This is a genomic window from Mitsuaria sp. GD03876 (assembly GCF_029840635.1).
Taxonomy (GTDB): Bacteria; Pseudomonadota; Gammaproteobacteria; order Burkholderiales; family Burkholderiaceae_C; genus Roseateles.
In genome coordinates this window covers 1-25,500 of sequence record NZ_JAOCCU010000060.1, presented here as the reverse complement: position 1 = coordinate 25,500, position 25,500 = coordinate 1, and the positions used below count along the sequence as shown (strand labels likewise).

The window sequence follows — 25,500 nt, the reverse complement described above, 5'->3', positions numbered from 1 at the left end:
GCCTGAAATCGCCCCGCCCGCCCGCGCGGGGCGGTGACGTAACGTCGAGCTCGGCGTCGTCGTGCTGCTCGGCCCCGCCCACCCGCACGGGGCGGTGACTCACAGCCCGCCGACGAAGTCGTTCAGCACGAACGGCATGCAGATCGTGTGCGGCGTCGACTTGCTCTTGCTGTGCTTGAGCACCAGCTTCACCAGCTCCGAGCCTTCACGGCAGCTCCCCAGCGAGGCGCCGCCCACGCGCTGTCCGGGCGCGGTCAGCGTGGCGATCATGTCGTCGCTGTTGAGCGGGGAGATCAGCGAGTCCTTGCCGTAGCGGTAGAAGCGGAACTGCGCCGCCGGCAGGTCATATCGCAGCGAGCCCGACGCGGGGCTGTTGATCGCCAGGTGCGTGCCCAGCGCGCGGTGCTTGCCGTCGCGGTAGTCCTTGAGGAAGTCCGGCAGCGGTTGCCCCTTGTCGTCGAACGTCGTCTTGGGATCGAAGCGGTAACCCTGGTAGGCGGCGAGCGAGGTCAGCGTGGCGACCAGGTAGTCGGGAATGCGGCTGAGGTCGGCATCCACCGCATAGGGCGGGCGAGGCTGGCCGGCCGCGGCGAGCAGCGTCGCGTCCAGCGTCTTCTGCAAGTCGAACGGGCCCGCGGCGGCGACGACCTGGCGCACCGTGCCCATCCGCGCCAGGTGCGGCAGCGCGGCGATCGCCGAGAAGCCGCCCTGCGACAGGCCCAGCACCCGCAGGTCCTGGCCCAGCTGCGCGCGATGGTGCTGCAGGAAGTACTCGCGCCCGGCCAGCAGCAGGTCCTCGGTCTGGGCGGCGGTGTCCGTGCCGATCAGGAAGGACTGCGCCAGCCGGGCCGAATCGCCCTGGCCGATCAGGTCCGGCACCAGGGCGACATGGCCCTTGCCGGCGGCCAGCAGCGCCGGCAGCAGCATGTAGTTGGCCCCGGAGGACGGCGCCGGGGCGTCGCTCCTGGCCGCGCCGCGCTGGCCGAGCACGATCGGCAGGCCGTTGTAGTCGACGGCGGGTCCGCCGGTCGCCTGCAGCGGATAGACCAGCAGGCCGCTCATCGCCACGGGCTGTCCGGTGGCGTCGGCGCTGCGGTAGACCACCCGCTTGATCTGTGCGGCGTAGGTCGCTCCGGGCGACGACAGGCTCGGCAGTTCGTAACGGGCGACGGCCCGCAGCAGCTCGTAGGCGACGTCGCCGGCGATGCCGTGTTCCTCGGTCAGGAACTTCAGGTAGCCCTTGAGCAGGCCGTTGATGTCGTCCTTCTCGACGCGCGAGGTGGCCGGCAGGCCGCCGAACTTCGCCGGCGCGTCGACCGCCTCGGTCAGCGCGCCGCGGCGCTCGGTGCCGGTCGTGAAGGCCATCATCCGCAACTCGCCGAGGTACAGCGCGTAGGTCGACTCCCGCGCCAGCTCGGCCTCGGCCTCGAGCGTCACCATGCCGACGATGCCGCCCTCGGGACTCTTCCACTCGCTGGCGGCGACGGTGCGCGTCTTCACGACGGTGTCGCGCGCGTCGCGCAGCTGCGGCACCCCGCAGGCGCCCGCCTTCGAGGCCAGGTACTTGATCGACATCAGCGGGTCCACGAAGGCGGGACCGGGCGAGAGCCCCGGCGTGGCCTTGATCAGCTGGCAGGCGGGCTGGGCGGGCGGGGTCTCGGCCTGGCCGCGGCCGCCGCACGCGGCGAGCAGCGTGGACAGGGCGAGCAGGGACAACGAGGAAGTCAGGGGATGGCGCATGTCGCGGGCGGTCCGGAAACGAAACCGTCATCGTCGAAGCGGCGCGGCGGCGCCTCAATCGTCTTCATGCGTCGGCGTCGCCCCGGCGCTGACGCATCGCGGGCAGCCGGACTACTGGAACGCGGGGTATGCCGCTTGCCCGTGACCGAATGCCGGACTCCGTCATTCGCCTGACGACCGGCCTGTGTAGACTGTTTCCCCGATGAATTCGACGGCCCGCTACTCGACCGCAATGCCTGACCCCGTCCCCGGCACCGCCGATGCCGACGGGCCGGACGCCTCGCCGGCCAGCACGCCGACGCCGCGCTTCGACCGGCTGGATGCGTTGCGCGGCCTGGCGATGGTCTGGATGACCGTCTTCCACTTCTGCTTCGACCTGAGCTACTTCAAGGTCATCCTGGCGGACTTCTACCGCGACCCGTTCTGGACCTGGCAGCGCAGCGGCATCGTCAGCCTGTTCCTGCTGTGCGCGGGGATGGGGCAGGCGGTGGCCTTGTCGCAGGGGCAGACGGCGTATCGCTTCTGGCGCCGCTGGGGCCAGATCATGGGGTGCGCGCTGCTGGTGTCGATCGGCTCGTGGTGGATGTTCCCGCGCTCGTACATCAGCTTCGGCGTGCTGCACGGCATGGCGCTGATGCTGATCCTGGTGCGCTTCGGCTTCTCGCGGCTGCCCGCGGCGGCGCTGTGGGCGCTGGGCGCGGTGGCCGTCGCGCTGCCGTTCCTGGTGGCGGATCCGTTCTTCGACACCCGCACCACCAACTGGGTCGGGCTGGTCACGCGCAAGCCGCTGACCGAGGACTACGTGCCGATCCTGCCCTGGCTGGGGCCGATGCTGTGGGGTTGCGCGCTGATGCGGATCGAGTCGGTGCGCGCGTGGTTCACGCGGCCGCTGGTGCCGGCGCTGCGGCCGTTGTCGGCGATGGGGCGCTGGTCGCTGTCCTACTACATGCTGCACCAGCCGGTGATGATCGGCGCGCTGATGGGGGCGCGGCACTTCGGCTGGCTCTGAGCCGCCGGGGCGGGGCCTGCGACAATCGCGCCCCATGAGCTCCCCTTCCAAGACCCAGATCCTGTTCGGCTTCCATGCCGTCACCGTGCGGCTGAAGACCGCGCCCGCCTCGGTGCAGGAGATCCTGTTCGACGCCACCCGCAAGGACCAGCGCATGCGCGGTTTCCTGGAGAAGGCGCAGGCCGCGGGCGCCCGGCTCGTCGAGAGCGACGACGAGCGGCTCAAGGCGCTGTGCGGGACGCACCGCCACCAGGGCGTGGTGGCGCGGGTCAAGGCGGTGGCGCATTCGCACTCGCTGGACGACGTGCTCGATGGGGTCGAGGGTCCGCCGCTGGTGCTGGTGCTGGACGGCGTGACCGATCCACACAACCTGGGCGCCTGCCTGCGGGTGGCCGACGGCGCGGGCGCGCATGCGGTGGTGGCGCCCAAGGACCATGCGGTGGGGTTGAACGCGACGGTGGCCAAGGTGGCCAGCGGCGCGGCGGAAACGGTGCCCTACCTGATGGTGACGAACCTGGCGCGCACGCTGGGCGAGCTCAAGGAGCGGGACATCTGGGTGATCGGCACCTCGGACCAGGCGGAGAAGACGCTGTACGACCTGGACCTGACCGGTCCGGTGGCGCTGGTGCTGGGCGCCGAGGGCGCCGGCATGCGCCAGCTGACGGGCAAGACCTGCGACGAGCTGGTGCGCATCCCGATGCAGGGGGCGGTGGAGAGCCTGAACGTGTCGGTCGCGGCGGGGGTGTGCCTGTACGAGGCGCTGCGGCAGCGGCAGGCGGGCTCGAAGGCCTGAACCGGCGCGAGATAATCGCGGCACTGCGGCCCTCCGGGGCCGCGCCCTCATTGGAAGGGGCCCGCGAGGGCCCGAACGTTTACCGGAACCGCAAGCCATGGCCGTCATCGAAGTCACGCATCCCCTCGTCAAGCACAAGATCGGCCTGATGCGGGAAGGGGACATGTCCACCAAGAAGTTCCGCGAGCTGACCGGCGAGGTCGCGCGGCTGCTGGCCTACGAGGCGACGGCGGACTTCCCCCTGGAGAAGACGACGATCGACGGCTGGTGCGGGCCGGTGGAGATCGACCAGATCGCCGGCCGCAAGGTGACGGTGGTGCCGATCCTGCGGGCGGGGCTGGGCATGCTGGACGGCGTGCTGGACATGATGCCCAACGCGAAGGTGAGCGTGGTCGGCCTGGCGCGCGACCACGAGACGCTGCAGCCGGTGAACTACTTCGAGAAGTTCGTGGGCCAGCTGGACCAGCGCACGGCGCTGATCGTGGATCCGATGCTGGCGACGGCGGGCTCGATGATCGCGACGGTGGACCTGCTGAAGAACCGTGGCTGCAAGGACATCCGCGCGCTGGTGCTGGTGGCGGCGCCGGAAGGCGTGGCGGCGCTGAACAAGGCGCACCCGGACGTGCGCTGCTGGACCGCGGCGATCGATTCGCACCTCAACGAGAACGGCTACATCATTCCCGGCCTCGGCGACGCCGGGGACAAGATCTTCGGGACGAAGGACGTCTGAGCCTGGGCGTCGGCGCGTTCACCCGCGCTCGATGGTCGTGCCATCAGGCGTTCCGCGCCTGTCCGGTCGCGCCTGACTTGATCCCCCGATTCGCCGGCTTCATCGCACGGCGGCTATCCGGCCCGCGCACCGCTTCTAGCATCCGCGCACCTCGGACTTCACGCCGCCCGTCATGCCTGCTAGCGCGTTCTCCCCCCTGGCCCTGCTGCTTCTGGGCGCCCTCCACGGACTGTCTTCCGCCGCCACGGCGGCGTCCGCAGGCGCGGCCGGGCTGATCGTCGAGCGCGTCGAGTTGCCCGGCGACGACCCGCAGCTGCAGACCTACAACCTGCAGGAAACCCGGACCCTCCGCGTCTTCGCGCGCTCCGCCGCGGGCTTCAAGCAGTCGCGGATCTACTGGCAGCGGCAGGACTCGACAGGCGCCTGGCGCGCGCCTGAGTTGCTGCCTTTCTCCGATGCCCGCTGGCGCGACTCCGATCCGCATCTGTCGGGGGACGGCAAGACCCTGACCTTCATTTCCGATCGATCCGACGCGGGCGGCGCCGATCGCGGCGACGACCTCGATCTGTTCGAGGCCACATTGACGGACCTCGACGCCGGTGTGTGGACGCCGCCCCGGCGGCTGGCCGATCCGCTGCAGAGCACGCGGACCGAGCTCGGTCCGGAGCGATTCGGCAGGCGGCTGTACTTCGCCTCGCTGCGCGCCGGCGGTCCGGGAAAGCTCGCCATCTACCGCGTCGACGACGAGGAGAACCTCCCGCCGCGCGCGCTCCCGTCTCCGGTCAACGAGGGACCGGCCAACAGCGACTTCACGTTGAGCCCGGATGGGCGGCATGCGCTGTGGTGGAGCAGCCGCGCCGGGAGCGAGGGAGGCGCTGACCTCTATCTGGCGGAACGCGTCGGTGAGCAGTACGGCCCCGCGCTGCGGCTGCCGGCGCCGATCAACGGCCCGGGCTTCGAGTTCACGCCGTCGGTGACCGCCGACGGACGGTGGTTGCTGTTCGCGTCGACGCGGCCGGTGCCGGGTCTTGCGCCCGGGCTGTCGCAGGTCTATCGCGTCAGCTGGCCGGCGCTGCTGGAGGCGCTCGGCGATGAGGCGCAGGCGTTCAGCCGCGCGTCGCTGACGTCGCAGGTCAGCGCGCTCTGGCAGTCCTTCGGCCATGCGGCGGGCCAGCCCGCGGACGTGACGCGCATGCGCGCGCTGCTGCACCCGGATGCCAAGGTGTGGAGCCAGCAGCTCCAGGCAGCGGTCAGCCAGCTGCAGGCCCGCAGCTGGTCCGCCGAGGCCTTCCTGGCGGCGGTCGGCAAGGCGGGTCCGCGCGCCTTGCATGAATGCGAGATCCACAGGGAACTGCGCCAATACGCGGGGCATGCCGATGTCTACAGCGTGGTGGAGTCGCGCAGCGACCCCGCGACGGCCACGCCGGACTACGTCGGCGTCAACAGCACGCAGTGGCAGATGGGACCGCAAGGGTGGCAGTTGGTGTCGCTGCACTACGCCTTGGAACTGCCCGGTGTGGCGTTGTCGAGCCACGGCGGGCGCAGCGGGCAGTGCATCGGATAGCGGGCCGCCAGAGGACCCGCCAGCGTAGCCAGAGGCCCTTCGTGCCTCGACTGTGAAACGGGACGCCAAGGCGTCCCGTATTTCCTTTCATGTCTTGCTACTTCATTGGGTCATCCCACCGTCCCGGTCGATACCTGAACGCAATTGGTCCGAAGAACTTCTGCACTGGCATGCCTAGCGCTTGCATGACTCCGAGGAAATGGCAGTCGGCGAGAAAGTTCGAAGGACAGGGAATCGTATAGATCAGGTAACTGTTCGGGAATGGTTGCCCGAAGGTTGATCGAAATGGCACCGGAGTGATCTTCCTTGATGCCAGAAGAGGTCCAATTTCATTGTCTGGCACCTTCGGAAATGGAATTCCTTCCCAGCCTTGAATCTGAGCAAGTTCCGGGAAATCCTCCATGAATGCGAGGGCAATTTCAGGGTTGGCCAGGGCGGCGATATCCGCTTGGGAAGGAAAGCTTGCCCCTGTCGTCGCCGCAATCAGAGCGATGGTGGGCAGGAACTTTTTCCATCGAGCCTTGCTCATGCCATGACTTCCAATATCTCCAGTCTGGCGAGGTTCGCCAATGTTACAAGAACCTCGGAGGACTCTTGGCTTGGAAATTTTTCAAGCAGCTTGGCGATGGAGATTGGTTGACTGGTTTTGATCTCCTTCAAGATCAGTCTGCTTGAGTTGTCGCTTTCGATCTGGTAACCATTTATTGATCGAGAAGTGTTGTGGTAGGTGTTCAGTCTCACGCGATATTCAATCGGAATCTCGCCATTTTGCAAAGATTGAAGATCTTCCATGGAGGATGGGACTTCATTTCTCTGGCGGGAATGCAAGAATTCAAGAAATTCCCCCCAAAGATCTTTGGAGGCTACCTTTTCGCTCATCTCGTTCAACAGGTGCGAAGCGAATGCGGGTGGAGCAGAAGAGTTCGCGCCGGCGGCCCGACGGGCTTCCAACTGTTCAGGCAGTACGCGTCCGCAAGCCCAGAGGAGATAATCGATGACACGAATTGTGTGTGTCCCAATTGCGATGTGAAAGGACAACTCCCCGATGGGTTCGGCGAGATGCCACCAGCCGCGCGGGATATAGAGTAAGTCACCTGTCTCCAGGATCTCATCGAAAACCGGGGTGATCGGGCATTCGGTCTTGTGGCGCAAGCTTGTCTGCGTTGCCAGCGGCAGCGGCAAGGTGGGGGCGAACAGCCTCCACCTCTTTCGTCCTCGAAGCTGCACTGCGAAGACGTCGTGGGTGTCCCAGTGCTTTCCGAATGAGCCAGTGCCGCTGACTGCCAAGTAGGCATTTGCCGTTGCCCGTTCTCCTGTGAGGCGCGATATCTCGTGGCAAAGACTGCGTATGGGCCAGGAATGACGGTCGATCCGGTTGAGCGCCACGGTGGCGCCTTCCAATATCAACTGATGGAGTTGGCCCTTCATCAGGCGCCGCCGCCATACGCCAAGGTCGTCAATTTCCTCCGTATACCTTGACTCGTCTACGGGGCCTTCCTTGAACACCCGAATGTGAGGAGGTGACGGGTCGGAGTGATCCAGGAAACTGTCAACTTCCCGTAATCCCGGTGGGGACCCGACACCATTTCTAACCAAAAGGCTACGGCGTTCGAGATACTTGTCTCGAAAATCCTTGCCATGAGTTCCGAGGTCGATCATCGGCTTCACCTCATCGCGGGAAGAGGAATGGATTGCTGACTCCGCATAGCATGCCGATGCCGTTCAGGCTGATGTCATACACCTCACCGCCCATATGCTCCATTTCGACGGTGTCCCCGTTGTACGACATGGTGAAGGTGTCGCCATCTTCGCTCAGGCTCATGGCGACTCGCATTCCCCCAGGGAAAATGATGTGGGTCATGCCATTGATGACCGCTGAGGAATAGATGTTTCCCTGCCTGTCGTTGAACTGGAACTGCCCCCCGTAAACGAGGTCGATTTCATCGGGCGTCAGCTCGACTATTCCGGGTCGAGAGGCGCCTGGAGAGCTTTGGTTGGTAATGAAGATCTTGCGCATGGTAGGTCTACGGTTGCACCCCGACTTGGGGCGGGTGAAAGCTATCACCGGCGCAAACGCAACTCACGCAAACTTGAAGTCCCTCGATTTTCTCAGGGATTGGAAGAATGGGTTCTTCCAATGAACATCTGTATTTATATGAGGATATGTTTTAAGGCGCCCCGGCTCTTGGTGGTGGCACCAACTAATATCAATTAATCGGTTGGATGATTTGTGCTGCGCTTTTATGCTCATCGACAAAGTCAAGTCATCGAGCTGCCAACTCTGTCCTGTGCTAACTGGTGAGCGACTCGCGGTCAAGAATCGATGCAAAGGGGCAACACCAGGGAACAAAGGGCGCCCTCGAGGATGCAGTCGCCTCTCGCGACTCCTGCCGCCAAGCGAAGAATCGTCTGGCCTCAAACGAACCCGAACGCCCCAGCCTCCGCCGTCCAGCACCAGCCAGGCAACGGTCAGAGCGGAGGAAAGCGATTCACACCTTCAACGGGCAGCTTGTGCATGCAAGCCGTGAACAGCGGGTGGATGAGCCAGCCGTTCAGCCAGGACCGTACGGACGGCAAGTTCAGCGCGGCAAACCAGTCCGGGTCCACCGCGGCGAACTGGCGCACGAAGGGCAGCACGGCGAGGTCGGTGGCGCATGGCGTGGCGCCGCCCAGGTAGGGCGCGCCGTGCAGTCGTGTCTCCAGCGGTCGCAGAAGCACATCGACCGCACTGTCGCGGTGGGCGTCCGGCGCGAGAGTCTCATTGGCGTAGCGCTGGGGGTACTTCCAGCGGTCCAGGTGACGCTTGAAGTCGCCGTCATTGCGCTTCACCAAGTTCAGGTTCTCAGGCGACTGCGCGCGCGCCCACCAGCCCTGCAAATCGGGCTCATCCAGCGCCCAACGCATGATGTCCCAGCTCTCCTCGATCACGCTGCCCTCGGGCAACTGCAGGACAGGCACCGTCCCCTTGGGAGACAGGGCCAGCAGGCTTGCGGGCTTGTCGCGCAGGCTCACCTCCACCGCCTCGAAGTCTCTCCCGGCCTGCAGCATCGCCATCCGTGCGCGCATCGCGTAGGGGCAGCGACGAAAGGTGTAGAGCCTCGGCAACTGGCTCAATGAACCCACATCACCTCAAACCGCTGTCGGATCGAAGCGACCTGTATCGACACCTCGTCGCCTTCGCATTTGCCCAGAAGGGCCCTGCCCAACGGCGCATCGCCGCTGATGACCTGAACGAGCTGGGCACCGCTCACCAACTGCATGCTGCCCCCATCCGGGCCGAGAAAGAGTTGTTGCTGCCTGTCGTCGGCGTCGACCAGGCAGACCAGCGCGCCGAGCTGAATTCCTCTCGCGGCGTCGTAGGCCGGCGGACGGAACTGGCGCCAATTGGCCATCGCCTGGCGGATGGCCTCGGCGCGACGAGCCTGGCCGGTGGCCAGGTAGGCGGCTTCGAGACCCAGGGTGTCGTACTTGTTCTCGGCGATGTTCTCTTCGTGCGTCGCGGTTTCATGCGCCGTGCGCGCTGCCTGTTCGACCTGCAGCAGGTCTTCGGCGAGCCGTTCCAGCACCTGTCGCTGGAGCAAGGATTTATCCATGATGGAAACGCGCTAGACCAGGCCGAGCGCGCCCAGCACCCCCCCCGCCAGCACCATCCACACGATCCCGATCTTGGTCCGCATCGTCAGGACCACGGTGGCGACGATCATCGCCAGCGTCACCCAGCGGTGGTGCTCGTCGACCAGGTAGGGCGCCGCGAGCAGCCAGCCCGTCGCGAGCATCAGCCCCAGCGTCAGCGGCGCCATCCCCACCGTGAACGCCCGCACCCCCAGGTGCTCCCGGTTGTTGCGCGCCCAGCGGGTCGCCGCCACGACCAGGGTCGTCGACGGCAGCAGGATGCCCAGCATCGCCGCGGCCGCGCCCAGCAGCCCCGACACGTTGAATCCCAGCACCGCCACGAACAGGATGTTCGGCCCCGGCGCCGCCTGCGCCAATGCGATCGAGCTCGTGAAGCTCTGGTCCGTCAGCCAGTGCCGCTCGTCGACCAGGTAGCGGTGCATGTCCGGCGCCGTCGTGATCGCGCCGCCGATCGACAGCAGCGACAGCATCAGGAAATGCAGCGTCAGCGCCCCCAGCTCCGGCCAACTCAGCGTGCCCCACAGCAACTGGCTCATGCGCGGCTCCGCTTCAGCGCGAGCAGCGCCAGCGTCATGCCCAGCCCGCCCACGCTCAGCACGATCCAGAACAGCGGCAGCTTCAGCCACACCGTCGCCCCGAACACCAATGCCGCCAGCGCCAGCCCCGGCCACATGCCGACCGGGTTCTTCTTCAGCGACGGCAGCAGCTTCAACCCCGTGGCCAGGATCAGCCCCGCCGACACCGCGCCCATCCCGCGCAGCGCGCCCGTCATCGCCGGCGACGCCAGCCAGGTCGTCGACAGCGCCGCCAGCGACAGCACGATCAGCGACGGGAATCCCATCATCCCCAGCAGCGCCACCATCGCGCCGCGCAGCCCGAAGAAGCGGTCGCCGATCATCAGCGAGATGTTCACGATGTTGGGCCCAGGCAGCACCTGCGCCACCGCCAGCGTCTCGACGAATTCCTCGCGCGACATCCAGCCCAGCCGCTCCACCAGCTCGCGCTGCGCGACCGCCAGCACGCCGCCGAAGCCCTGCAGCGCCAGCCAGGTGAAGGCCCAGAAGAGCTGGGACAGGGATTCGGGTTGCGCCCGGGCCGCCTCGGGCGTCGCCCCGTCGGTCGAGGGCGCCGGAGCGGGCGAGGGCGCCGCGCTCACCGGTGCACCTTCAGCGCATCCGGATTGACGATGTTGGTCGGCTTGCCCGCCATGTAATTCAGCACGTTGTCGAAGGCCGCGTCGAAGTACATCTGGTAGCTGTCCTGCTCGACGTAGCCGATGTGCGGCGTGCACACCGCGTTCTCCAGGCGCAACAGCGGATGTCCCTGCAGGATCGGCTCGGACTCGAACACGTCCACCGCCGCCATGCCGGGCCTGCCGCGGTTCAGGCCGGAGACCAGCGCGCCGTCGGCGACCAGTTCCGCGCGCGAGGTGTTCACGAACAGCGCGGTCGGCTTCATCCGCGCCAGGTCCTCGCCGGTCACGATGCCGGTGGTCTCGTCCGACAGCCGCAGGTGCAGGGACAGCACGTCGGACTGCTCGAAGAAGGCCTCGCGGCTGTCCGCCGCCTGGTGGCCGTCGGCCTGGGCGCGCAGGCGCGACGCCTCGCTGCCCCAAACGATCACCTGCATCCCGAAGGCCTTGCCGTAGCCGGCGACCAGCTGGCCGATCTTGCCGTAGCCCCAGATCCCGAGCGTCTTGCCTCTGAGCACCATGCCCAGGCCGAAGTTCGGCGGCATCGAGCCTGATTTCAGCCCCGACTGCTGCCACACGCCGTGCTTGAGCGTGGCGATGTACTGCGGCAGCCGCCGCATGGCGGCCATGATCAGCGCCCAGGTCAGTTCGGCTGGCGCAATCGGCGAGCCGCCGCCTTCCGCCACCGCGATGCCCAGCCGCGTGCAGGCGTCGATGTCGATGTGCTTGCCGACCCGCCCGGTCTGGGAGATCAGCTTGAGCTTGGGCATCTTTTCCAGCAGTTGGCGCGGGAAGTGGGTGCGTTCGCGGATCGTGACGAGGACTTCCGCATCCCGCAGCCGGATCGACAGCTGGCCGATGCCCTTGACGGTGTTGGTGAAGACCTTGGCGTTCAGCGCGTCCAGCTTGGCGGCGCAAGGCAGCTTGCGCACGGCGTCCTGGTAGTCGTCGAGGATGATGATGTTCATAGGCGTGCGGGCATCGATCCTACTCGCGTCATTCGGCCACCCCAAGGCCATTGGGCGAGCGTCGTGCAACAGATCGGAACAGCGACTAGCATCGCGCCCGCTTCGCATCCCCCCAACCCTCGACGAGGAGACTTTCATGGACCTGTACGCCGCCACCGTGCCGGTGTTCGACCGCATGCTCGGCAACATGCAGACCTGGATCCGCACCGCGCGCGATCACGCGCTGGCCAAGGGCTTCGACGAATCCGTCTACCTGACCTTGCGCCTGGCGCCCGACATGCTGCCGCTGCCGCGCCAGATCCAGATCGCCAGCGACGCCGCCAAGAGCGGCGCCGCCCGGCTGGCCGGCATCGAGGTGCCGAGCTGGCCCGACGACGAGGCCACGATCGACGCGCTGCTGCAGCGCATCCAGAAGACGCGCGATTTCCTGAAGACGGTGACGCCGGAGCAGATCAACGGCGCCGAGACGCGACCGGTGAGCGTGCCGCGCCGCGACAAGGAGCCGCTGCAGTTCCAGGGCCAGGATTTCAGCCGCTTCTTCAACCTGCCCAACTTCTATTTCCACGCCACGACGCTGTACGCGTTGCTGCGTCACGCCGGCGTGCCGCTGGGCAAGATGGATTTCATCGGGCAGCCGAAGTAACCCAGACCGGGCCCCAAGCCTCAAGCCCCAAGACCCCCCGCAGTCCCCGGTCGCAAAACCGTCGAAGGGCGGTGCTGGTCGGGGACGGCATGGCATGGGGTTCAGGCGCTTGCCGCCTGTGGCCCCATGCCATGGCGGCCAACGCCACGGTGGTGGCAGTGGGCGCTCAGCCCAGCAGCCGCCGCAACAAGCTCTTCCCCTGTTCCAGCTGCCGGTTGAGCGCGATCAACCGCGCCTCCGCCTCGGCCTGGTCGAACGCCCGGGCGACCTCGGTGTAGATCGCCGTGCGCAGATGCCACAGGTCCTGCGGATGGCGCGCGTGGACGATATGGCGGAGCAGGGCGCGCACCCGCTCCCGGGTGGCGAGGTCGGTGATTTCCGCGGCTTCGGCCACGTCCGCCAGGTCGGCGACGCTGGCCCGGAACGCCGAGCGCAGCTTGGCCATCGCCCGGGCGCTGGCCTGCGGCCGGCGGCCCTCGCCGGGCCACAGCCGCATCAGGCTGACGAAGATCGAATCCCCGCCGCGCCGCCGTGACGGCGCGTCGTTCATCGCCGCGCCCCCGGCGCCGCCCAGGCGCTCCACGATTTCCGACGCGCCCGGTTCCACCCAGGTCCGGGTGTCCACCGCCCGCGTCTCGAGATCGTCGGGCCCGGCCGCCTCGGCCGCTTCGACGATGTCATCCCAACGAGACAGACTCGGCTTCGCCTTCATGTGCTTCTTCTTGTCTGGATTGGATGGAACGCGCGTCCCTCGACGTCCTGTGGACTGCTTTACCGCGCGGCGTCCCGGCTCTGGGTCCTGGATCGCGGGGCGATTGTGGAAGTCGGCCCTGTCCCCGGAAGCCCGGATAAGGCGGTGACGGGGGCCGTAAATCGTGCTCAAGTTCTCGTTCCGGCGGCCGATAACGGGCTGAATGGGCGGGTCGCCGGTGTCCGCGGCGCGCCCAGGGCGGGGTTTCCAGGCAGGGAAATGGGCGGTCGGCACCGGCCATTTGCCGGGATCCCTCCGGGAACGCGCGGACACAATCCCATCGAGGCGGCCTTTGGGTCCGCGCCGGCGCGTCCGGCCGCGCCCGCCGGCCGCGACCCGTGCCCAGGAAGCCCGACCACATGGACATCGCCCGCCCCAGCATGCCGAACTTGAGCGTTCCCGCCCCGCTGGCCCCGGAATGGGAGCAGCTGCTGACCCGCGCCCGCGAGGGCACGCTCCCGCTGCCGGAACTGATGGACCGGGGCAACTTCTTCCAGGCCCAGAACCTGGGCGACGCGGCCGCGCATCTGTACGAGACCTGGCTGAGCCGCGCCGACCAGGCGCCGGCGGCGCGCCTGGTGGCGCTCTACAACTGGGGCACCGTGCTGGGCAACATCCAGCAGCACGAGCGCGCCGAGCAGGTTTATCGCCAGGCGCTGGCGATCAGCCCGACCTTCGCCCAGGCCCGGCTGAACCTGGGCCACCAGCTCGAGCACCTGGGCCGCGTCGACGAGGCGCTGGCCGCCTGGCGCGAGGTCCACGACGGCCAGGGCCCGATCGAGGCGCTGGGCGCCGACACCACCGGCCTGCGCACGCATGCCTTCAACAACGCCGCCCGGCTGCTCGAGCTGCAACGCCGCTACGAGGAGTCCGAGGCCCTGATGGTGCGCAGCCTGACGCTCGATCCCGAGCAGACGGACGTGATGCAGCATTACGTGCACATCCGCCAGAAGCAGTGCAAGTGGCCGGTTTACCAGCCGTTCGGCGAGGTTACGCACAACAAGCTGCTGATCGCGACCTCTTTGCTGGCCACGCTGAGCGCCACCGACGATCCCGCGCTGCAGATGGGCGCCGCCCAGCGCTTCGTCCACGAGAAGGTGACGAGGCAGAAGGATGCGCTGTGGAAGCACCCGGTCTCCGTCGCCGCCCGGCAGCAGGGCGGCAAGATCAAGATCGGTTACCTCTCCGGTGACCTGTGCATGCACGCCGTCGGCTTGCTGACCGCCGAGCTCTACGAGCTGCACGACCGCGAGAAGTTCGAGATCCATGCCTTCGACTGGAGCCGCGAGGACGGCACCGCGCTGCGCAAGCGGATCCTGATGTCGATGGACAAGGTCTGGCGCCTGAACGCGCTGGACGACGCCACCGCCGCCAAGCTGATCGCGCAGGCCGGCATCGACGTGCTGGTCGACCTGCAGGGCCTGACCAGCGGCGCCCGCCCCAACATCCTGGCGCACCGGCCGGCGCCGGTACAGGTCAGCTACCTGGGCCTGCCGGCGACCTCGCTGCTGCCCGGCGTGGACTGGATCCTGGCCGATCGCTTCACGATGCCGCCGGAATACCTGCCGTACTGCAGCGAAAAGCCCATTTACCTGCCGCATTGCTACCAGGTCAGCGACCGCAAGCGCGAGATCGGCGCCGACCCCACCCGCGCGCAGTACGAACTGCCCGAGGACGCCTTCGTCTTCTGCTCGTTCAACAACAACCACAAGATGAACGCCGAGATGTTCGGCGCCTGGATGCGCATCCTGGACGGCGTGCCGAACTCGGTGCTGTGGCTGCTGGCGGACAACGAGTGGGCCAAGGCCAACCTCCGCCGCGAGGCCGAGGCCGCCGGCATCGACCCGTCGCGGCTGATCTTCGCGCCGCGCGTCGCGCCGCCGGACTACCTGGCCCGCTTCCAGCTGCCCGACCTGGTGCTGGACACCTTCCCGTACAACGCCGGCACCACCGCCAGCGACTGCCTCTGGATGGGCACGCCGATCCTGACCCGGTCCGGCCGCAGCTACATCTCCCGCATGTGCGGCAGCCTGCTGACCGCGGTCGGCCTGCCGGACCTGATCACCTTCTCGGTGGACGAATACGTCCAGCGCGCGATCCAGATCGGCCTCAATCCCGGCCGGGCCCGCTCCTACAAGCGCTACCTGCGCGACGCGGGCCGCGACAGCGCACTTTTCGACATGCCGGCCATCGTGCGCGACATCGAGCGCGAATTCGAGCAATTGGCCCTCGCCCATCGCGGCTGAAGTGACGAAGATTCGATAAATGAACCGGCCGCACGACCCCTTCTTCGACGGTGACCAGCGCGAGCGCCGCCCCGGCCTGCGCCTGGCGGCCGAGGACGGCCAGCGCGCGCCCGGCATGCCGGAGGAGCCGCACGATCCGCTGGCGGACCTGGCGCAGCTGCCGGCGGTCGATCCGCTGCTGCAGTGCCTGGCCTGGCTGACGCAGCACCATGGTCGCGCCCGTTCGGCCGATTCGCTGCGCGCCGGCGCGCCGGTGGAGGGCGCCATCAGCCCCGACCAGGCGATCCGCCTGATGCGCGAGGCCGGCTACAACGCCGGCCTGCTGCGCAAGGGCATCGAGGAGATCAACCAGCTGCTGCTGCCGGCGGTGCTGCTGCTCAACGGCGGCGACGCCTGCGTGCTGGTGCGCCGCCTGGACGACGACGCCAGCGGCGTGCGCTACGAGGTGGTGTTCCCCGGCCCCGAGGCTGCCAGCTGCGTCGCCCCGGCCGCGGAGCTGGACCAGGAGTACAGCGGCTTCATCCTGGCGGTGACGCCGCAGGAGGTCTCGCAGGCCAAGCCGCTGAGCGGCGCCAAGGACGAGGTCCCGCTGCTGCAGGCCGATTCCCACTGGCTGTTCGGCACGCTCAAGCGCTTCGTCCCGTACTACCGCTCGGCGATGCTGGCCGCGCTGCTGAGCAACGTGCTCATGATGGTGTCGGGCCTGGTGACCTCGGTCATCTACGACAAGGTCATCCCGCACCAGGCCTTCGTCACGCTGTGGACGCTGGCCGTCGGCGCCGCGCTGGCGCTGGTCTTCGACCTGTTCGCGCGCCAGCTGCGCGCCCACCTGATCGACCTGGCCGGCCGCAAGACCGACCTGATCGTCGGCGCCAAGCTGTTCCGCCAGACGCTGGGCGTGCGGATGGAGCACCGCCCCGCGTCGGCCGGTTCCTATGCCCACTACCTGGCCCAGGTCGAGGTGGTGCGCGACTTCTTCACCTCGGCCACGATGTCGGTCCTGACGGACCTGCCGTTCGTGGTGCTGTTCGTGGCGATGACCTTCATCATCGGCGGCCCGCTGGGCTGGGTGCTGATGGCGGCGATCCCGCTGATGCTGCTGATGAGCTTCGGCATCCAGGGCTACCTGCGCCGCGCGATGCGCACCAACATGACCGAGGCGGCCGACCTGCACGGCACGCTGGTCGAGGCGCTCGAGGGCCTGGAAGACCTCAAGACCACCGGCGCCGAAGGCCGCTTCCTGCGCCGCTACGAGCACTCGACCGCGATCGTCGCCGAGTCCGCGCTCAAGGCCCGCACGATGGCCAGCTGGAGCATGAACATCTCGACGACGATGCAGCAGCTGATCAACCTGGTCATGCTGGTGTGGGGCGTCTACCTGATCCAGGAAAGCGTCATCAGCGCCGGCGCGCTGATCGGCGCGGTGATGTTCGCCGGCCGCGCCACGGTGCCGCTGAACAGCCTGGTCAGCCTGGCCACGCGCTACCAGGGCGCCCGCGCGGCGATGCTGTCGCTGAACTCGGTGATGAGCGCCCCGGTGGAGCGCGACTCCACCCGCAACTACGTCCCGCTGAACCAGATCACCGGCCGCATCGGCCTGAACGACGTCGGCTTCTCCTATCCGGCGCAGGGCGACGCGCAGTCGCCCAAGGTGCTGCGCAACGTCACGCTGCGCATCCAGCCCGGCGAGCGCATCGCGATCCTGGGCCGCATCGGCAGCGGCAAGTCGACGGTGCTGCGCATGCTCGCCGGCCTGTACCAGCCGACCGAGGGCAACGTCGAGATCGACGGCATCGACCTGCGTCAGGTCGACCCGGCCGAGTTCCGCGGCAAGGTCGGTTTCGTCTCGCAGGAGCCGCGGCTGTTCCACGGCACGCTGCGCGACAACGTGCTGATGGGCCGCCACGTCGACGCCCAGCGCCTGGTCGAGGTGGCCAAGCTGACCGGCCTGGACCGCGTCGTCGCCGGCCATCCGATGGGCTGGGACCTGCCGGTGGGCGAGATGGGCTCGCTGCTCTCGGGCGGCCAGCGCCAGCTGGTCGCGCTGGCGCGCAGCCTGGTGACCCGGCCGCAGATCCTGCTGATGGACGAGCCCACCAGCTCGATGGACGCGCAGTCCGAGATCGCCTTCCTGCGCCAGCTGCGCGACGCCGCCGGCGCGTGCACGCTGATCATGGTCACGCACCGCCCGGCGGTGCTGGAGCTGGTGTCGCGCATCGTCGTCGTCGACAGCGGCCGCCTGGTGATGGACGGCCCGCGCGACCAGGTGCTGGCCGCGCTCTCGGGCGCCCGCCCGCCGGGCCAGCAGCCGCCGCAACAACAGCCCCAGCCGGGCCAGGCGCCGCAGGGCGCGCCGGTCCACGTGCATCCGGCCGCGCAGGCGATGAACCGCGCCGCGTCCGTCTGAACCCCGCGTCGAAGTCCGCGTCATGTCCAAGTCCCACACCCTCAGCCGTGAAGAAGGCCTGTTCGTCGGCAGCGTCCAGTCGGCGCTGATCGACGAGCCGCTGCCGCGCGCCGTCTGGGCGCTCTACCTGATGGCGGCGGTGCTGCTGGTGGGGCTGGTCTGGTCGTCGCTGGCCACGGTGGACGAGGTCACCCGCAGCGACGCGCGCATCGTGCCCGACGGCAAGGAGCAGGTCATCGCCAGCCTCGAATCCGGCACGCTGGGCAAGCTGCTGGTGCACGAGGGCGAGGAGGTCGAGGCCGGACAGGCACTGGCCGAGCTCGACCCGACCCGCGCCGAGGCCGCCGAGAACGAGAGCCAGGCCAAGCGCCTGGGCCTGATGGCGCAGGTGGCGCGGCTGCGCGCCGAGGCGCTGGGCGTGCCGCTGAAGTTCCCCGACGAGGTCAAGGGCGTGCAGCGCCTGGTGGACAGCGAGAACGAGGTCTTCGACACCCGCCGCCGCGTGCTCGACGAGGCCACCTCCAGCATCAACCGCAGCATCGGGCTGCTGGCCACCGAGCAGAAGCTGGCGCAGGACATGGCGTCCAAGGGGCTGATGTCCAACGTCGAGGTGATGCGGGTCACGCGCCAGGTCAACGAGCTGCAGCAGCAGCGCAACGAGCGCATCAGCCGCTTCCGCCAGGACGCGAGCACGGAGCTGTCCAAGGCGCAGACGGATCTCGCGCAGCTCGACGAGCAGCTCGTGGTGCGCCGCGACGCGGTGACGCGCTCGGTGCTGAAGTCGCCGGTCAAGGGGCTGGTCAAGAACATCAAGATGAACACCGTGGGCGGCGTCATCACCTCGGGCTCGCCGATCATGGAGATCGTGCCGATCGGTCCGCGCATCCTGGTGGAGGCGCGCATCAAGCCCAAGGACATCGGCTACATCCAGGTCGGCCAGTCGGCGATCGTCAAGCTCAACGGCTACGACTTCAACGTCAACGGCGGGCTGCACGGGAAGATCGAGTACGTCAGCCCCGACGCGCTGGGCGAGACCGAGAAGAACAACGAGGGCACCTACTACCGGGTGCTGATCACCGCCGAGCACAACACGCTGCGCGCCAAGGGTGAGCCGCTGCCGGTCATCCCCGGCATGACGGCGATGGTGGACATCCGCACCGGCGAGCGCTCCGTGCTGAGCTACCTCCTGCGCCCGATGATGAAGTCCAAGGAAGCGCTCCGGGAGCGCTGAGACCGCCCACCTGCCGATCCGCTGCCCGCCTCGAGCGGGCGGTTTCATTTGTAAGGCTCGGCGCAAGGTCACGAACAGGCCGGTTGCGCGCCGCTTATCGCGGGTTCGATTTCCCGCTGGAATGGTCCAGTAGAGGCCATGGGAAATTGCTTGCAGTACGCGTGACCATGACCGACACCACTCGGCGCCCGAGCTTGCGGCGCACTTCCACCTTTCGCCTGTCCGCCGGGGCCGCCGTCGTCGCGACCGCGCTCGCCGCGTTCAGCGCGCCCGCCCTCGCGCAGGACCCGCCGCCCAGCCGCTGCTCCGACGAGCGCACCTTGCCCCCCGCGCAGCTGTCCGCCAAGGACACCGCGCTGCTGGACATCGGCGACTCGGACCCGCGCACGCAGCTGCAGGACCTGGTCAACCGCGCGCTCAACCGCAGCAAGGCGCTGGGCGCGACCCGGCTGCTGACGCAGGCGGCCGAGGCCGACTACCAGGAAGCCAAGGCGCAGCGCATGCCCACGGTGACGCTGGGCCTGACCGGCGCCAACACCGGCACCATCCTGCCGGGCGACGGTCCCGGCACGCACACCAGCGGCATGCAGGGCCGCGGCTCGCTGAGCGTGACGGCACCGATCTACGACTCGGGCCGCATCACCAAGCTGACCGAATGGAAGTCGCAGTTGCTCGACGCCGCGCGCTACGGGCAGTCGAGCGCCGAGGAGCAGGTCGCGCTGCAGACGGTGTCGCTGGCGCTGGACCGCGGCCGCTACCAGCTCCAGGCGCAGGTCTACAGCCAGTACGTGCGCAAGATGGCCTGCCTGGTCGAGGCGCTGGACATCATCACCAAGGCCGACCGCGGCCGCGCCAGCGAGCTGGTGCAGGCACAGAAGAGCCTGCAGCAGGCCGACCTGTCGTACGAGCAGACCACGTCGGCGCTGCGCCAGACGGAGGTGCGCCTGAAGCGCTTCGTCGGCGACGAGCTGCCGCGCGGCGCGGCGATGAGCGCGGTGCTGGCGCGATTGCCCGACCTGAATGAGATGCTGGCCGACGTGATGGTCTCGCCGGACGTGTCCGCCGCGGCGGCGCAGGCGCAGGCGCAGCGCAGCTACGCGGAATCGGTGCGCGCCGGGCAGCAGCCCAGCGTGAGCCTGCTGGTCAGCGGCAACACCACGGTGGGGCAGGCGCGGCAGACCGACTGGGTCGGCGGCGTGACGGTGAACATCCCGATCGTGCAGCCGGGCGCGGACTCGGCGCTGACCTCGGCGCGCCGGCGCGCCCAGGCCGCGTCGCTGCAGCGCGACGAGACGATCGACGCCAAGCGCTACCGCGTGCAGGAGATGTTCGAGGCGGCCTCGTCGTCGCTGGACCGCTCGCGCCGCCTGGTGGACATCCTGCGCAACAGCGAGCGGGTGCGCGGCTTCACGCTGCAGCAGTGGCAGCAACTCGGCAAGCGCTCGCTGTTCGACGTAATGGCCGCGGAAGGCGACTACTACTCGATGCGCATCGCCCACGTGAACGCGCTGTACGACGCGCAGCAGGTCGTGGCGATCATCTGGTCGCAAGGGCGGGGCGTGGTGACGCCGCTGCGCTGACCCTCGGCCCCGCTCGCCCCTGAAGAGACCGCCCCGGGAGGCGGTCTTTTCATTGCCCGATCGAGGCGGATCCGAGGCGAGCTCGAGGCGATCCACCCATGAAAAAAGCCGCCCCGAGGGGCGGCTTTCGCATCCGGGAGAAATCCCGATTACTTGCGCAGGCTGCGGCGGCGTTGGGCGAAGCCCAGGCCCGCCAGGGCCAGGCCGGCCAGGGCCAGGGAGCCCGGTTCCGGCACGTTGATCACCAGCGAACCGTCCAGGGTCGACTGGCGGATCAGGCCGGAGCCGGTGTTCCACAGCTGGTCCGGGGTCGGGATCGGGGGATCCACGTTGGTGTCCAGCACCCAGCTCACCGAGATGTTGTTGTGCAGCCAGTTGTCGTACAGCGAGCCCAGGCCTTCACCGGAGTTGAAGAAGTTCTGGACGAAGGTGTCGCCACCCGCGTAGCTGTAGTCGACGTAGCCCTTGACATTCAGGTTGGTCAGCTGGATGTCGGAGCCGGTCACCACCAGGCGCAGGACTTCCTTGCCGTTGTTCGGATCAGAAGCGGCGCTCTGATAGAACACGCGGAAGATGCCGCCGGTGTAGGCCACGTAGTCGGAGACGCCGTCGCCGTCGCGGTCCACCGTGGTGCCCACGATCTGGTACTGGTACGTCAGGCCCCAGGCACCGCCCAGGCCGCCGACGGCGCCAGCGCCGTACTGCGGGAAGCCCACGCCGCCGGTGAAGCCGTTCAGGTCATTGCCCGGACGCGGGTTGTTCAGCGAGTCGATGTTGGTCTGCGACGGGGCGTTCGGGTAAGCGAACGGCGCGCTGCCGCCATCGATCGTCGGCTTGGTGCCGGCGCTGAAGCCGAAGCTGTTCATCACCGACGGGATGTTGGTGTCGATCACCGTGGTGCCCGGAACGGTCGGCGAGCCCAGGTAGATCGAGGTGGCCAGCGTGCCGGAGTAACCCAGCTGGTCGAACACCGCGGTCGTCGTCAGGCCGTTGGGGTCCAGGTTGAAGTCTTGCCCGGTGTTGATGTACAGCGGCGCTGCCATCGCCGGCAACGTCGCGGCTGCCAGCGCCACGGCTGCCAGTGCGAGCTTTGCTTGCTTGAACATGTGTCTCTCCTTGAGGATGCGTCTTGCCAGATGCACGTGAGGAAGCGGCACGTGCCGGCTCCTTGCCCGACAACAAAGCGAGGACCGTGCCAGCCCCCTCAAGTCCTTGTGAATCAACGACTTGACAATTGAATGCGGGATTCCTGGGCGGTTCCTGTCAAGTTTTTCGACAGCGCGTTCCACCACATTCGCGGGGGTGTCGAGGGCAGGGCGCGGGGCCCGGCGCCGCCCTCGCGCCGCCCCCCGGCGACCCGGTTTTTCGCGCGTTCGCCGCCGCGGCGCGGGCGCATACTCGCTCCCTTTGACCGCCAACGCGTGACGCGCGCCCGCACGGGCCGGCGCGGCAAGGCGACAAGGTGAAAAGGCGACAGGCGCGGCAGGACGCCCCGCGGCGCCGGATCCGTGCCCCGGTCGAACGATTCGAATAAGGGAGAACCCATGACCCGCGACGCCGCCCCCGGTTTTGTCTTCGATTACGACCGCGCCTTCTCGCGCAATATCGGCTGGGTCACGAAGGACGAGCAGCAGCGCCTGCGCCGGGCGCGCGTCGCGGTGGCCGGATTGGGCGGGGTCGGCGGCGCGCATGTGTTGGCGCTGTCGCGCCTGGGCATCGCCAATTTCAATATCGCGGACTTCGACGAATTCGACGTCCACAACATGAATCGGCAGGCCGCCGCCTTCATGTCGTCGATGGGCCGGCCCAAGATCCAGGCCGTCGCCGAGATGGCCCGCGACATCAATCCCGAAAGCGACCTGCGCCTGTTTCCCGAAGGCGTCACCGACGCCAACCTCGACGATTTCCTCAAGGACGTCGACGTGTATGTCGACAGCCTCGATTTCTTCGTCCTCGAAGTCCGCCGCAAGGTGTTTCGCCGCTGCCGCGAGCTGGGCATTCCCGCGATGACCGCCGCCCCTCTGGGGATGGGCACCGCGTTCCTCTACTTCAGCCCCACCGGCATGAGTTTCGAGGACTATTTCCAGGTCGAGGGCCGCGACCACGAGGACCAATATGCGCGCTTCATCGCCGGGGTATCGCCGGCGATGCTCAGCCGGCAGTATCTGGTGGTGCCCGAGGCGGTCAACTTCAAGGAGCGGCGCGGCCCGTCCACCGGTATGGCCTGCGAGTTGTGCGCCGGCCTGATGGGCACCCAGGTGCTCAAGCTGCTGCTGAATCGCGGGCGGCTGCGCGCCGCGCCCTGGGGCATGCATTTCGACGCCTATCGCGGCACCCTCAAGCACACCTGGCGGCCCGGCGGAAACTCCCATCCGCTGCAGCGCCTGCTGATCTCGCTGATCAAGCCGGTGCTCAAGGGGCGGTGACGCGGCCGATATGTATCCGAGTTGTTTCGGCGCCGATTCGCGGGAATCGCGGGTACCGCCGGAGGCCTCGCGGGAAAGGGTTCCCGGGCCGGACCGGCTAGCACGGAAATCCTTCACGTCAGGGAGGGATCGCCCTCAGTCCAGGGGGTTCCACACCCGGGCGCGCTGAGGTGGAATCCGGGCAGCTTCCTGCAGGGGTGGACATGATGAAGAACATTGGATCGAAGATCGCTTCCATGAAGGCGGCCCAGGCCGCGCTGCTGGGTCTCCTGGCCGTGCTGGCCGGATGCTCGACCACCGGCAGCCTGCCCCCCGCGCCGGTGTCCGCCTCGCAGGCCGACTACAGCTACGTCGTCGGCGCCGGCGACAACCTCAACATCATCGTGTGGCGCAACCCGGAGCTGTCGCAGACGGTGCCGGTCCGCCCCGACGGCAAGATCGCCGCCCCGCTGATCGACGAGCTGCCGGTGCAGGGCAAGAACTCCGTCGAGATCGCCCGCGACATCGAGAAGCAGCTTGGCAAGTACGTGCGCGACCCGGTCGTCACCGTGATCGTCACCAGCTTCGTCGGCCCGTACAGCGAGCAGATCCGCGTCGTCGGCGAAGCCGCCAAGCCGCAGTTCCTGCCCTACAAGCAGAAGATGACGCTGCTGGACGTGATGATCGCCGTGGGCGGCCTGACCGACTTCGCCGCCGGCAACTCCGCCACCATCCTGCGCACCGCCGAAGGCAACAAGCAGTACTCGGTGCGCCTGAAGGACCTGATCCGCCGCGGCGACGTGTCGGCCAACGTCGAGATGCGCCCGGGCGACATCCTGATCATTCCGCAGAGCTTCTTCTGAGCGGCGCCCGGCGCGCCGCGTCCGGCCGCCCCGTCGTCTTCCGCGCAGGCCGCCGCGACGCGGCCGCGCCCGATTCCCGCAGTCCCTGAGCGCTCCGCGCCGGGCACCGCCGGCCACGACGCCGGCGCAACCGAGACCGCCGCATGGATTCCCTGATCGCGCAACTGATGGCCGTGTTCAAGCGGATGTGGCGCTACCGCTGGCCCGGGCTGATCGCCGCCTGGCTGGTCGGCATCGCCGCCGCCATCGTCGTGTTCGTCGTGCCCGACCGCTACGAGGCCAGCGCGCGCGTCTACGTGGACACCCAGTCCATCCTCAAGCCGCTGATGTCGGGCATGGCCGTGCTCACCAACACCGAGCAGCAGGTCAACATGCTCAGCCGCACGCTGATCAGCCGGCCCAACGTCGAGAAGCTGGTCCGCATGGCCGACCTGGACCTCAAGGCCACCAGCAAGGCCGACCAGGAGGCGCTGATCGACCGCGTCACCCGCAACCTGTCGATCCAGACCGCCGGCAACTCGGCCAACAACCTGTACCTGCTGTCCTACCGCGACTCCTCGCCGGAGAGCTCCAAGAAGGTCGTGGCCTCGCTGCTGTCGATCTTCATGGAGTCCAGCCTGGGCGCCAGCCGCAAGGACAGCACCACCGCCGCGACCTTCCTGAACGAGCAGATCAAGACCTACGAGGCCAAGCTCGAGGAAGCGGAAGCGCGCCGCAAGGAATTCCGCCTGCGCAACCTGCAGCTGACGCAGGCCGACGGCAAGGACGCCGCGGCCCGCCTGGCCGAGTCCAGCAACCAGCTCGACGCCGCCCGGCTGCAACTGCGCGAGGCGGTCAACGCCCGCGACGCCGCCAAGGCGCAGCTCGACCTGGAGACCAAGCGCAGCGCCGCCGGCGGCAGCCTGTCCAGCCTGCTGCAGGAGAGCGCGCAGAAGTTCGCCACGCCGGAGCTGGACAACCGCATCGCCGAGCTCAAGCGCGGCCTGGACCAGCTGCAGCAGCGCTACACCGACCAGCACCCGGACGTGGTCAACACCCGGCGCCAGATCAAGGACCTGGAAGACCAGCGCAAGCGCGAGGTCGCCGAGCTGCAGAAGGCGGCGCTGTCGCAGCCCGCGGCGGCTGGCGGCCGCAACGACAGCCTGGCCAACCAGGAACTGGCCCGCGTGCTGGCGACCAAGGAAGTGGAAGTGGCGCAGATCCGCGCCCGCGTGGACGAGTACTCGGCCCGCTACAACGCCGCCCAGGGCGCGATCAAGCTGGCGCCGCAGCTCGAGGCCGAGTTCGCGCAGCTCAACCGCGACTACGACATCATCAAGAAGAACTACCAGGAGATGGTCGAGCGCCGCGAGTCCGCGTCGCTGTCCACCGACCTGGACAACACCTCCGGCGTGGCCGACTTCCGCATCATCGATCCGCCGCGCGCCTCGCCCAAGCCGGTGGCGCCGAACCGGCTGATGCTGCTGGCCGCGGGCATGGTCGTGGCGCTGCTGGCCGGGTTGCTGACCGCCTTCGCCGCGAGCCAGGTCCGCCCGGTGTTCCACGACCTCAACGAGCTGCGCCACCGCCTGGAGCTGCCGATCCTGGGCGCCGTGTCGCGCCAGGAGACGCCCGAGGACCGGCGCCGCCAGAAGGTGGACCTGCTGCGCTTCGGCGTCGCCTCGGGCAGCCTGGTCAGCCTGTACGCGGTGGGCTTGATCGGCATGGCCATCTGGATCAGCCGCCAGGCCGGGTGAGGGGAGTTT

23 protein-coding genes are annotated in these 25,500 nt (G+C 68.1%); 12 read left to right on the top strand and 11 right to left on the bottom strand.

The features are described 5' to 3' along the window. Positions 1-99: 99 nt before the first annotated feature. On the bottom strand, positions 100-1,716 hold the full coding sequence (locus N5D62_RS25585; protein WP_279760852.1) for a hypothetical protein: 1,617 nt from the start codon (positions 1,714-1,716) through the stop codon (positions 100-102). 256 nt (positions 1,717-1,972) lie between these two features. On the opposite strand from N5D62_RS25585, the gene N5D62_RS25580 reads away from it, so the two are divergent. From N5D62_RS25580 to N5D62_RS25565, 4 genes are all read left to right on the top strand, one after another. Next, positions 1,973-2,749 (top strand): heparan-alpha-glucosaminide N-acetyltransferase, encoded by a 777-nt coding sequence (locus N5D62_RS25580; protein ID WP_279760851.1) that lies wholly within the window; start codon positions 1,973-1,975, stop codon positions 2,747-2,749. 34 nt (positions 2,750-2,783) lie between these two features. Further along, positions 2,784-3,542: a 23S rRNA (guanosine(2251)-2'-O)-methyltransferase RlmB gene (gene rlmB / locus N5D62_RS25575; protein ID WP_279760850.1), complete on the top strand. Its 759-nt coding sequence runs from the start codon at positions 2,784-2,786 to the stop codon at positions 3,540-3,542. 97 nt (positions 3,543-3,639) lie between these two features. Further along, positions 3,640-4,272 (top strand): uracil phosphoribosyltransferase, encoded by a 633-nt coding sequence (upp, locus tag N5D62_RS25570; protein WP_279760849.1) that lies wholly within the window; start codon positions 3,640-3,642, stop codon positions 4,270-4,272. Between the two features lie 172 nt (positions 4,273-4,444). Then, positions 4,445-5,836 (top strand): hypothetical protein, encoded by a 1,392-nt coding sequence (locus tag N5D62_RS25565; protein ID WP_279760848.1) that lies wholly within the window; start codon positions 4,445-4,447, stop codon positions 5,834-5,836. A 97-nt stretch (positions 5,837-5,933) separates the two neighbouring features. On the opposite strand, the gene N5D62_RS25560 is transcribed toward N5D62_RS25565, so the two are convergent. From N5D62_RS25560 to N5D62_RS25525, 8 genes are all read right to left on the bottom strand, one after another. Continuing rightward, entirely contained in the window at positions 5,934-6,365 is a 432-nt protein-coding gene (locus N5D62_RS25560) for a hypothetical protein (RefSeq protein WP_279760847.1), read from the bottom strand. Beyond that, positions 6,362-7,495: a cupin domain-containing protein gene (locus N5D62_RS25555; protein ID WP_279760864.1), complete on the bottom strand. Its 1,134-nt coding sequence runs from the start codon at positions 7,493-7,495 to the stop codon at positions 6,362-6,364. Before N5D62_RS25555 ends, N5D62_RS25560 begins: the two co-directional genes overlap by 4 nt. 10 nt (positions 7,496-7,505) lie before the next feature. Beyond that, on the bottom strand, positions 7,506-7,853 hold the full coding sequence (locus N5D62_RS25550) for a hypothetical protein (RefSeq protein WP_279760846.1): 348 nt from the start codon (positions 7,851-7,853) through the stop codon (positions 7,506-7,508). 452 nt (positions 7,854-8,305) lie between these two features. Next, entirely contained in the window at positions 8,306-8,959 is a 654-nt protein-coding gene (locus N5D62_RS25545) for a glutathione S-transferase (protein ID WP_279760845.1), read from the bottom strand. Beyond that, positions 8,947-9,429, bottom strand: coding sequence for a GreA/GreB family elongation factor (locus tag N5D62_RS25540; RefSeq protein WP_279760844.1), 483 nt, complete (start codon positions 9,427-9,429; stop codon positions 8,947-8,949). Before N5D62_RS25540 ends, N5D62_RS25545 begins: the two co-directional genes overlap by 13 nt. A 12-nt stretch (positions 9,430-9,441) precedes the next feature. Next, complete coding sequence (locus N5D62_RS25535) at positions 9,442-10,005, bottom strand: chromate transporter (protein ID WP_279760843.1); 564 nt, start codon at positions 10,003-10,005, stop codon at positions 9,442-9,444. Beyond that, complete coding sequence (locus N5D62_RS25530; RefSeq protein ID WP_279760842.1) at positions 10,002-10,625, bottom strand: chromate transporter; 624 nt, start codon at positions 10,623-10,625, stop codon at positions 10,002-10,004. The genes N5D62_RS25535 and N5D62_RS25530 overlap by 4 nt, the downstream gene beginning before the upstream one ends. Next, entirely contained in the window at positions 10,622-11,629 is a 1,008-nt protein-coding gene (locus N5D62_RS25525; RefSeq protein WP_279760841.1) for a D-2-hydroxyacid dehydrogenase family protein, read from the bottom strand. Before N5D62_RS25525 ends, N5D62_RS25530 begins: the two co-directional genes overlap by 4 nt. Positions 11,630-11,765: 136 nt before the next feature. Between N5D62_RS25525 and N5D62_RS25520 the strand changes: the two genes are divergently transcribed. Continuing rightward, a complete protein-coding gene (locus N5D62_RS25520) occupies positions 11,766-12,272 on the top strand; it encodes a DUF1993 domain-containing protein (protein WP_279760840.1) in 507 nt (168 codons plus the stop codon). Between the two features lie 166 nt (positions 12,273-12,438). Here the strand turns inward: N5D62_RS25520 and N5D62_RS25515 are convergent, their stop codons facing one another. After that, a complete protein-coding gene (locus N5D62_RS25515; protein WP_279760839.1) occupies positions 12,439-12,984 on the bottom strand; it encodes a hypothetical protein in 546 nt (181 codons plus the stop codon). A gap of 428 nt (positions 12,985-13,412) precedes the next feature. Between N5D62_RS25515 and N5D62_RS25510 the strand changes: the two genes are divergently transcribed. The 4 genes from N5D62_RS25510 to N5D62_RS25495 all read left to right on the top strand — a co-directional run bounded on the left by N5D62_RS25510 (position 13,413) and on the right by N5D62_RS25495 (position 20,487). Next, positions 13,413-15,269: a tetratricopeptide repeat protein gene (locus N5D62_RS25510; protein WP_279760838.1), complete on the top strand. Its 1,857-nt coding sequence runs from the start codon at positions 13,413-13,415 to the stop codon at positions 15,267-15,269. Positions 15,270-15,288: 19 nt separating this feature from the next. Beyond that, positions 15,289-17,676, top strand: coding sequence for a type I secretion system permease/ATPase (locus tag N5D62_RS25505; RefSeq protein ID WP_279760837.1), 2,388 nt, complete (start codon positions 15,289-15,291; stop codon positions 17,674-17,676). Positions 17,677-17,698: 22 nt separating this feature from the next. Then, entirely contained in the window at positions 17,699-18,907 is a 1,209-nt protein-coding gene (locus N5D62_RS25500) for an HlyD family type I secretion periplasmic adaptor subunit (RefSeq protein WP_279760836.1), read from the top strand. 167 nt (positions 18,908-19,074) lie between these two features. Continuing rightward, positions 19,075-20,487, top strand: coding sequence for a TolC family protein (locus tag N5D62_RS25495; protein ID WP_279760835.1), 1,413 nt, complete (start codon positions 19,075-19,077; stop codon positions 20,485-20,487). A 149-nt stretch (positions 20,488-20,636) separates the two neighbouring features. Here the strand turns inward: N5D62_RS25495 and N5D62_RS25490 are convergent, their stop codons facing one another. Then, the gene (locus N5D62_RS25490) at positions 20,637-21,593 is read right to left on the bottom strand and encodes a PEP-CTERM sorting domain-containing protein (RefSeq protein ID WP_279760834.1); all 957 of its coding nucleotides are present in this window, start codon (positions 21,591-21,593) and stop codon (positions 20,637-20,639) included. Between the two features lie 438 nt (positions 21,594-22,031). On the opposite strand from N5D62_RS25490, the gene N5D62_RS25485 reads away from it, so the two are divergent. From N5D62_RS25485 to N5D62_RS25475, 3 genes are all read left to right on the top strand, one after another. Then, positions 22,032-22,913, top strand: coding sequence for a ThiF family adenylyltransferase (locus tag N5D62_RS25485; RefSeq protein ID WP_279760833.1), 882 nt, complete (start codon positions 22,032-22,034; stop codon positions 22,911-22,913). A gap of 236 nt (positions 22,914-23,149) precedes the next feature. Continuing rightward, positions 23,150-23,755, top strand: a complete 606-nt coding sequence (locus N5D62_RS25480; RefSeq protein ID WP_279760832.1) for an XrtA/PEP-CTERM system exopolysaccharide export protein — start codon at positions 23,150-23,152, stop codon at positions 23,753-23,755. A gap of 143 nt (positions 23,756-23,898) precedes the next feature. Continuing rightward, the gene (locus tag N5D62_RS25475) at positions 23,899-25,491 is read left to right on the top strand and encodes an XrtA system polysaccharide chain length determinant (RefSeq protein WP_279760831.1); all 1,593 of its coding nucleotides are present in this window, start codon (positions 23,899-23,901) and stop codon (positions 25,489-25,491) included. Positions 25,492-25,500 lie beyond the last annotated feature (9 nt).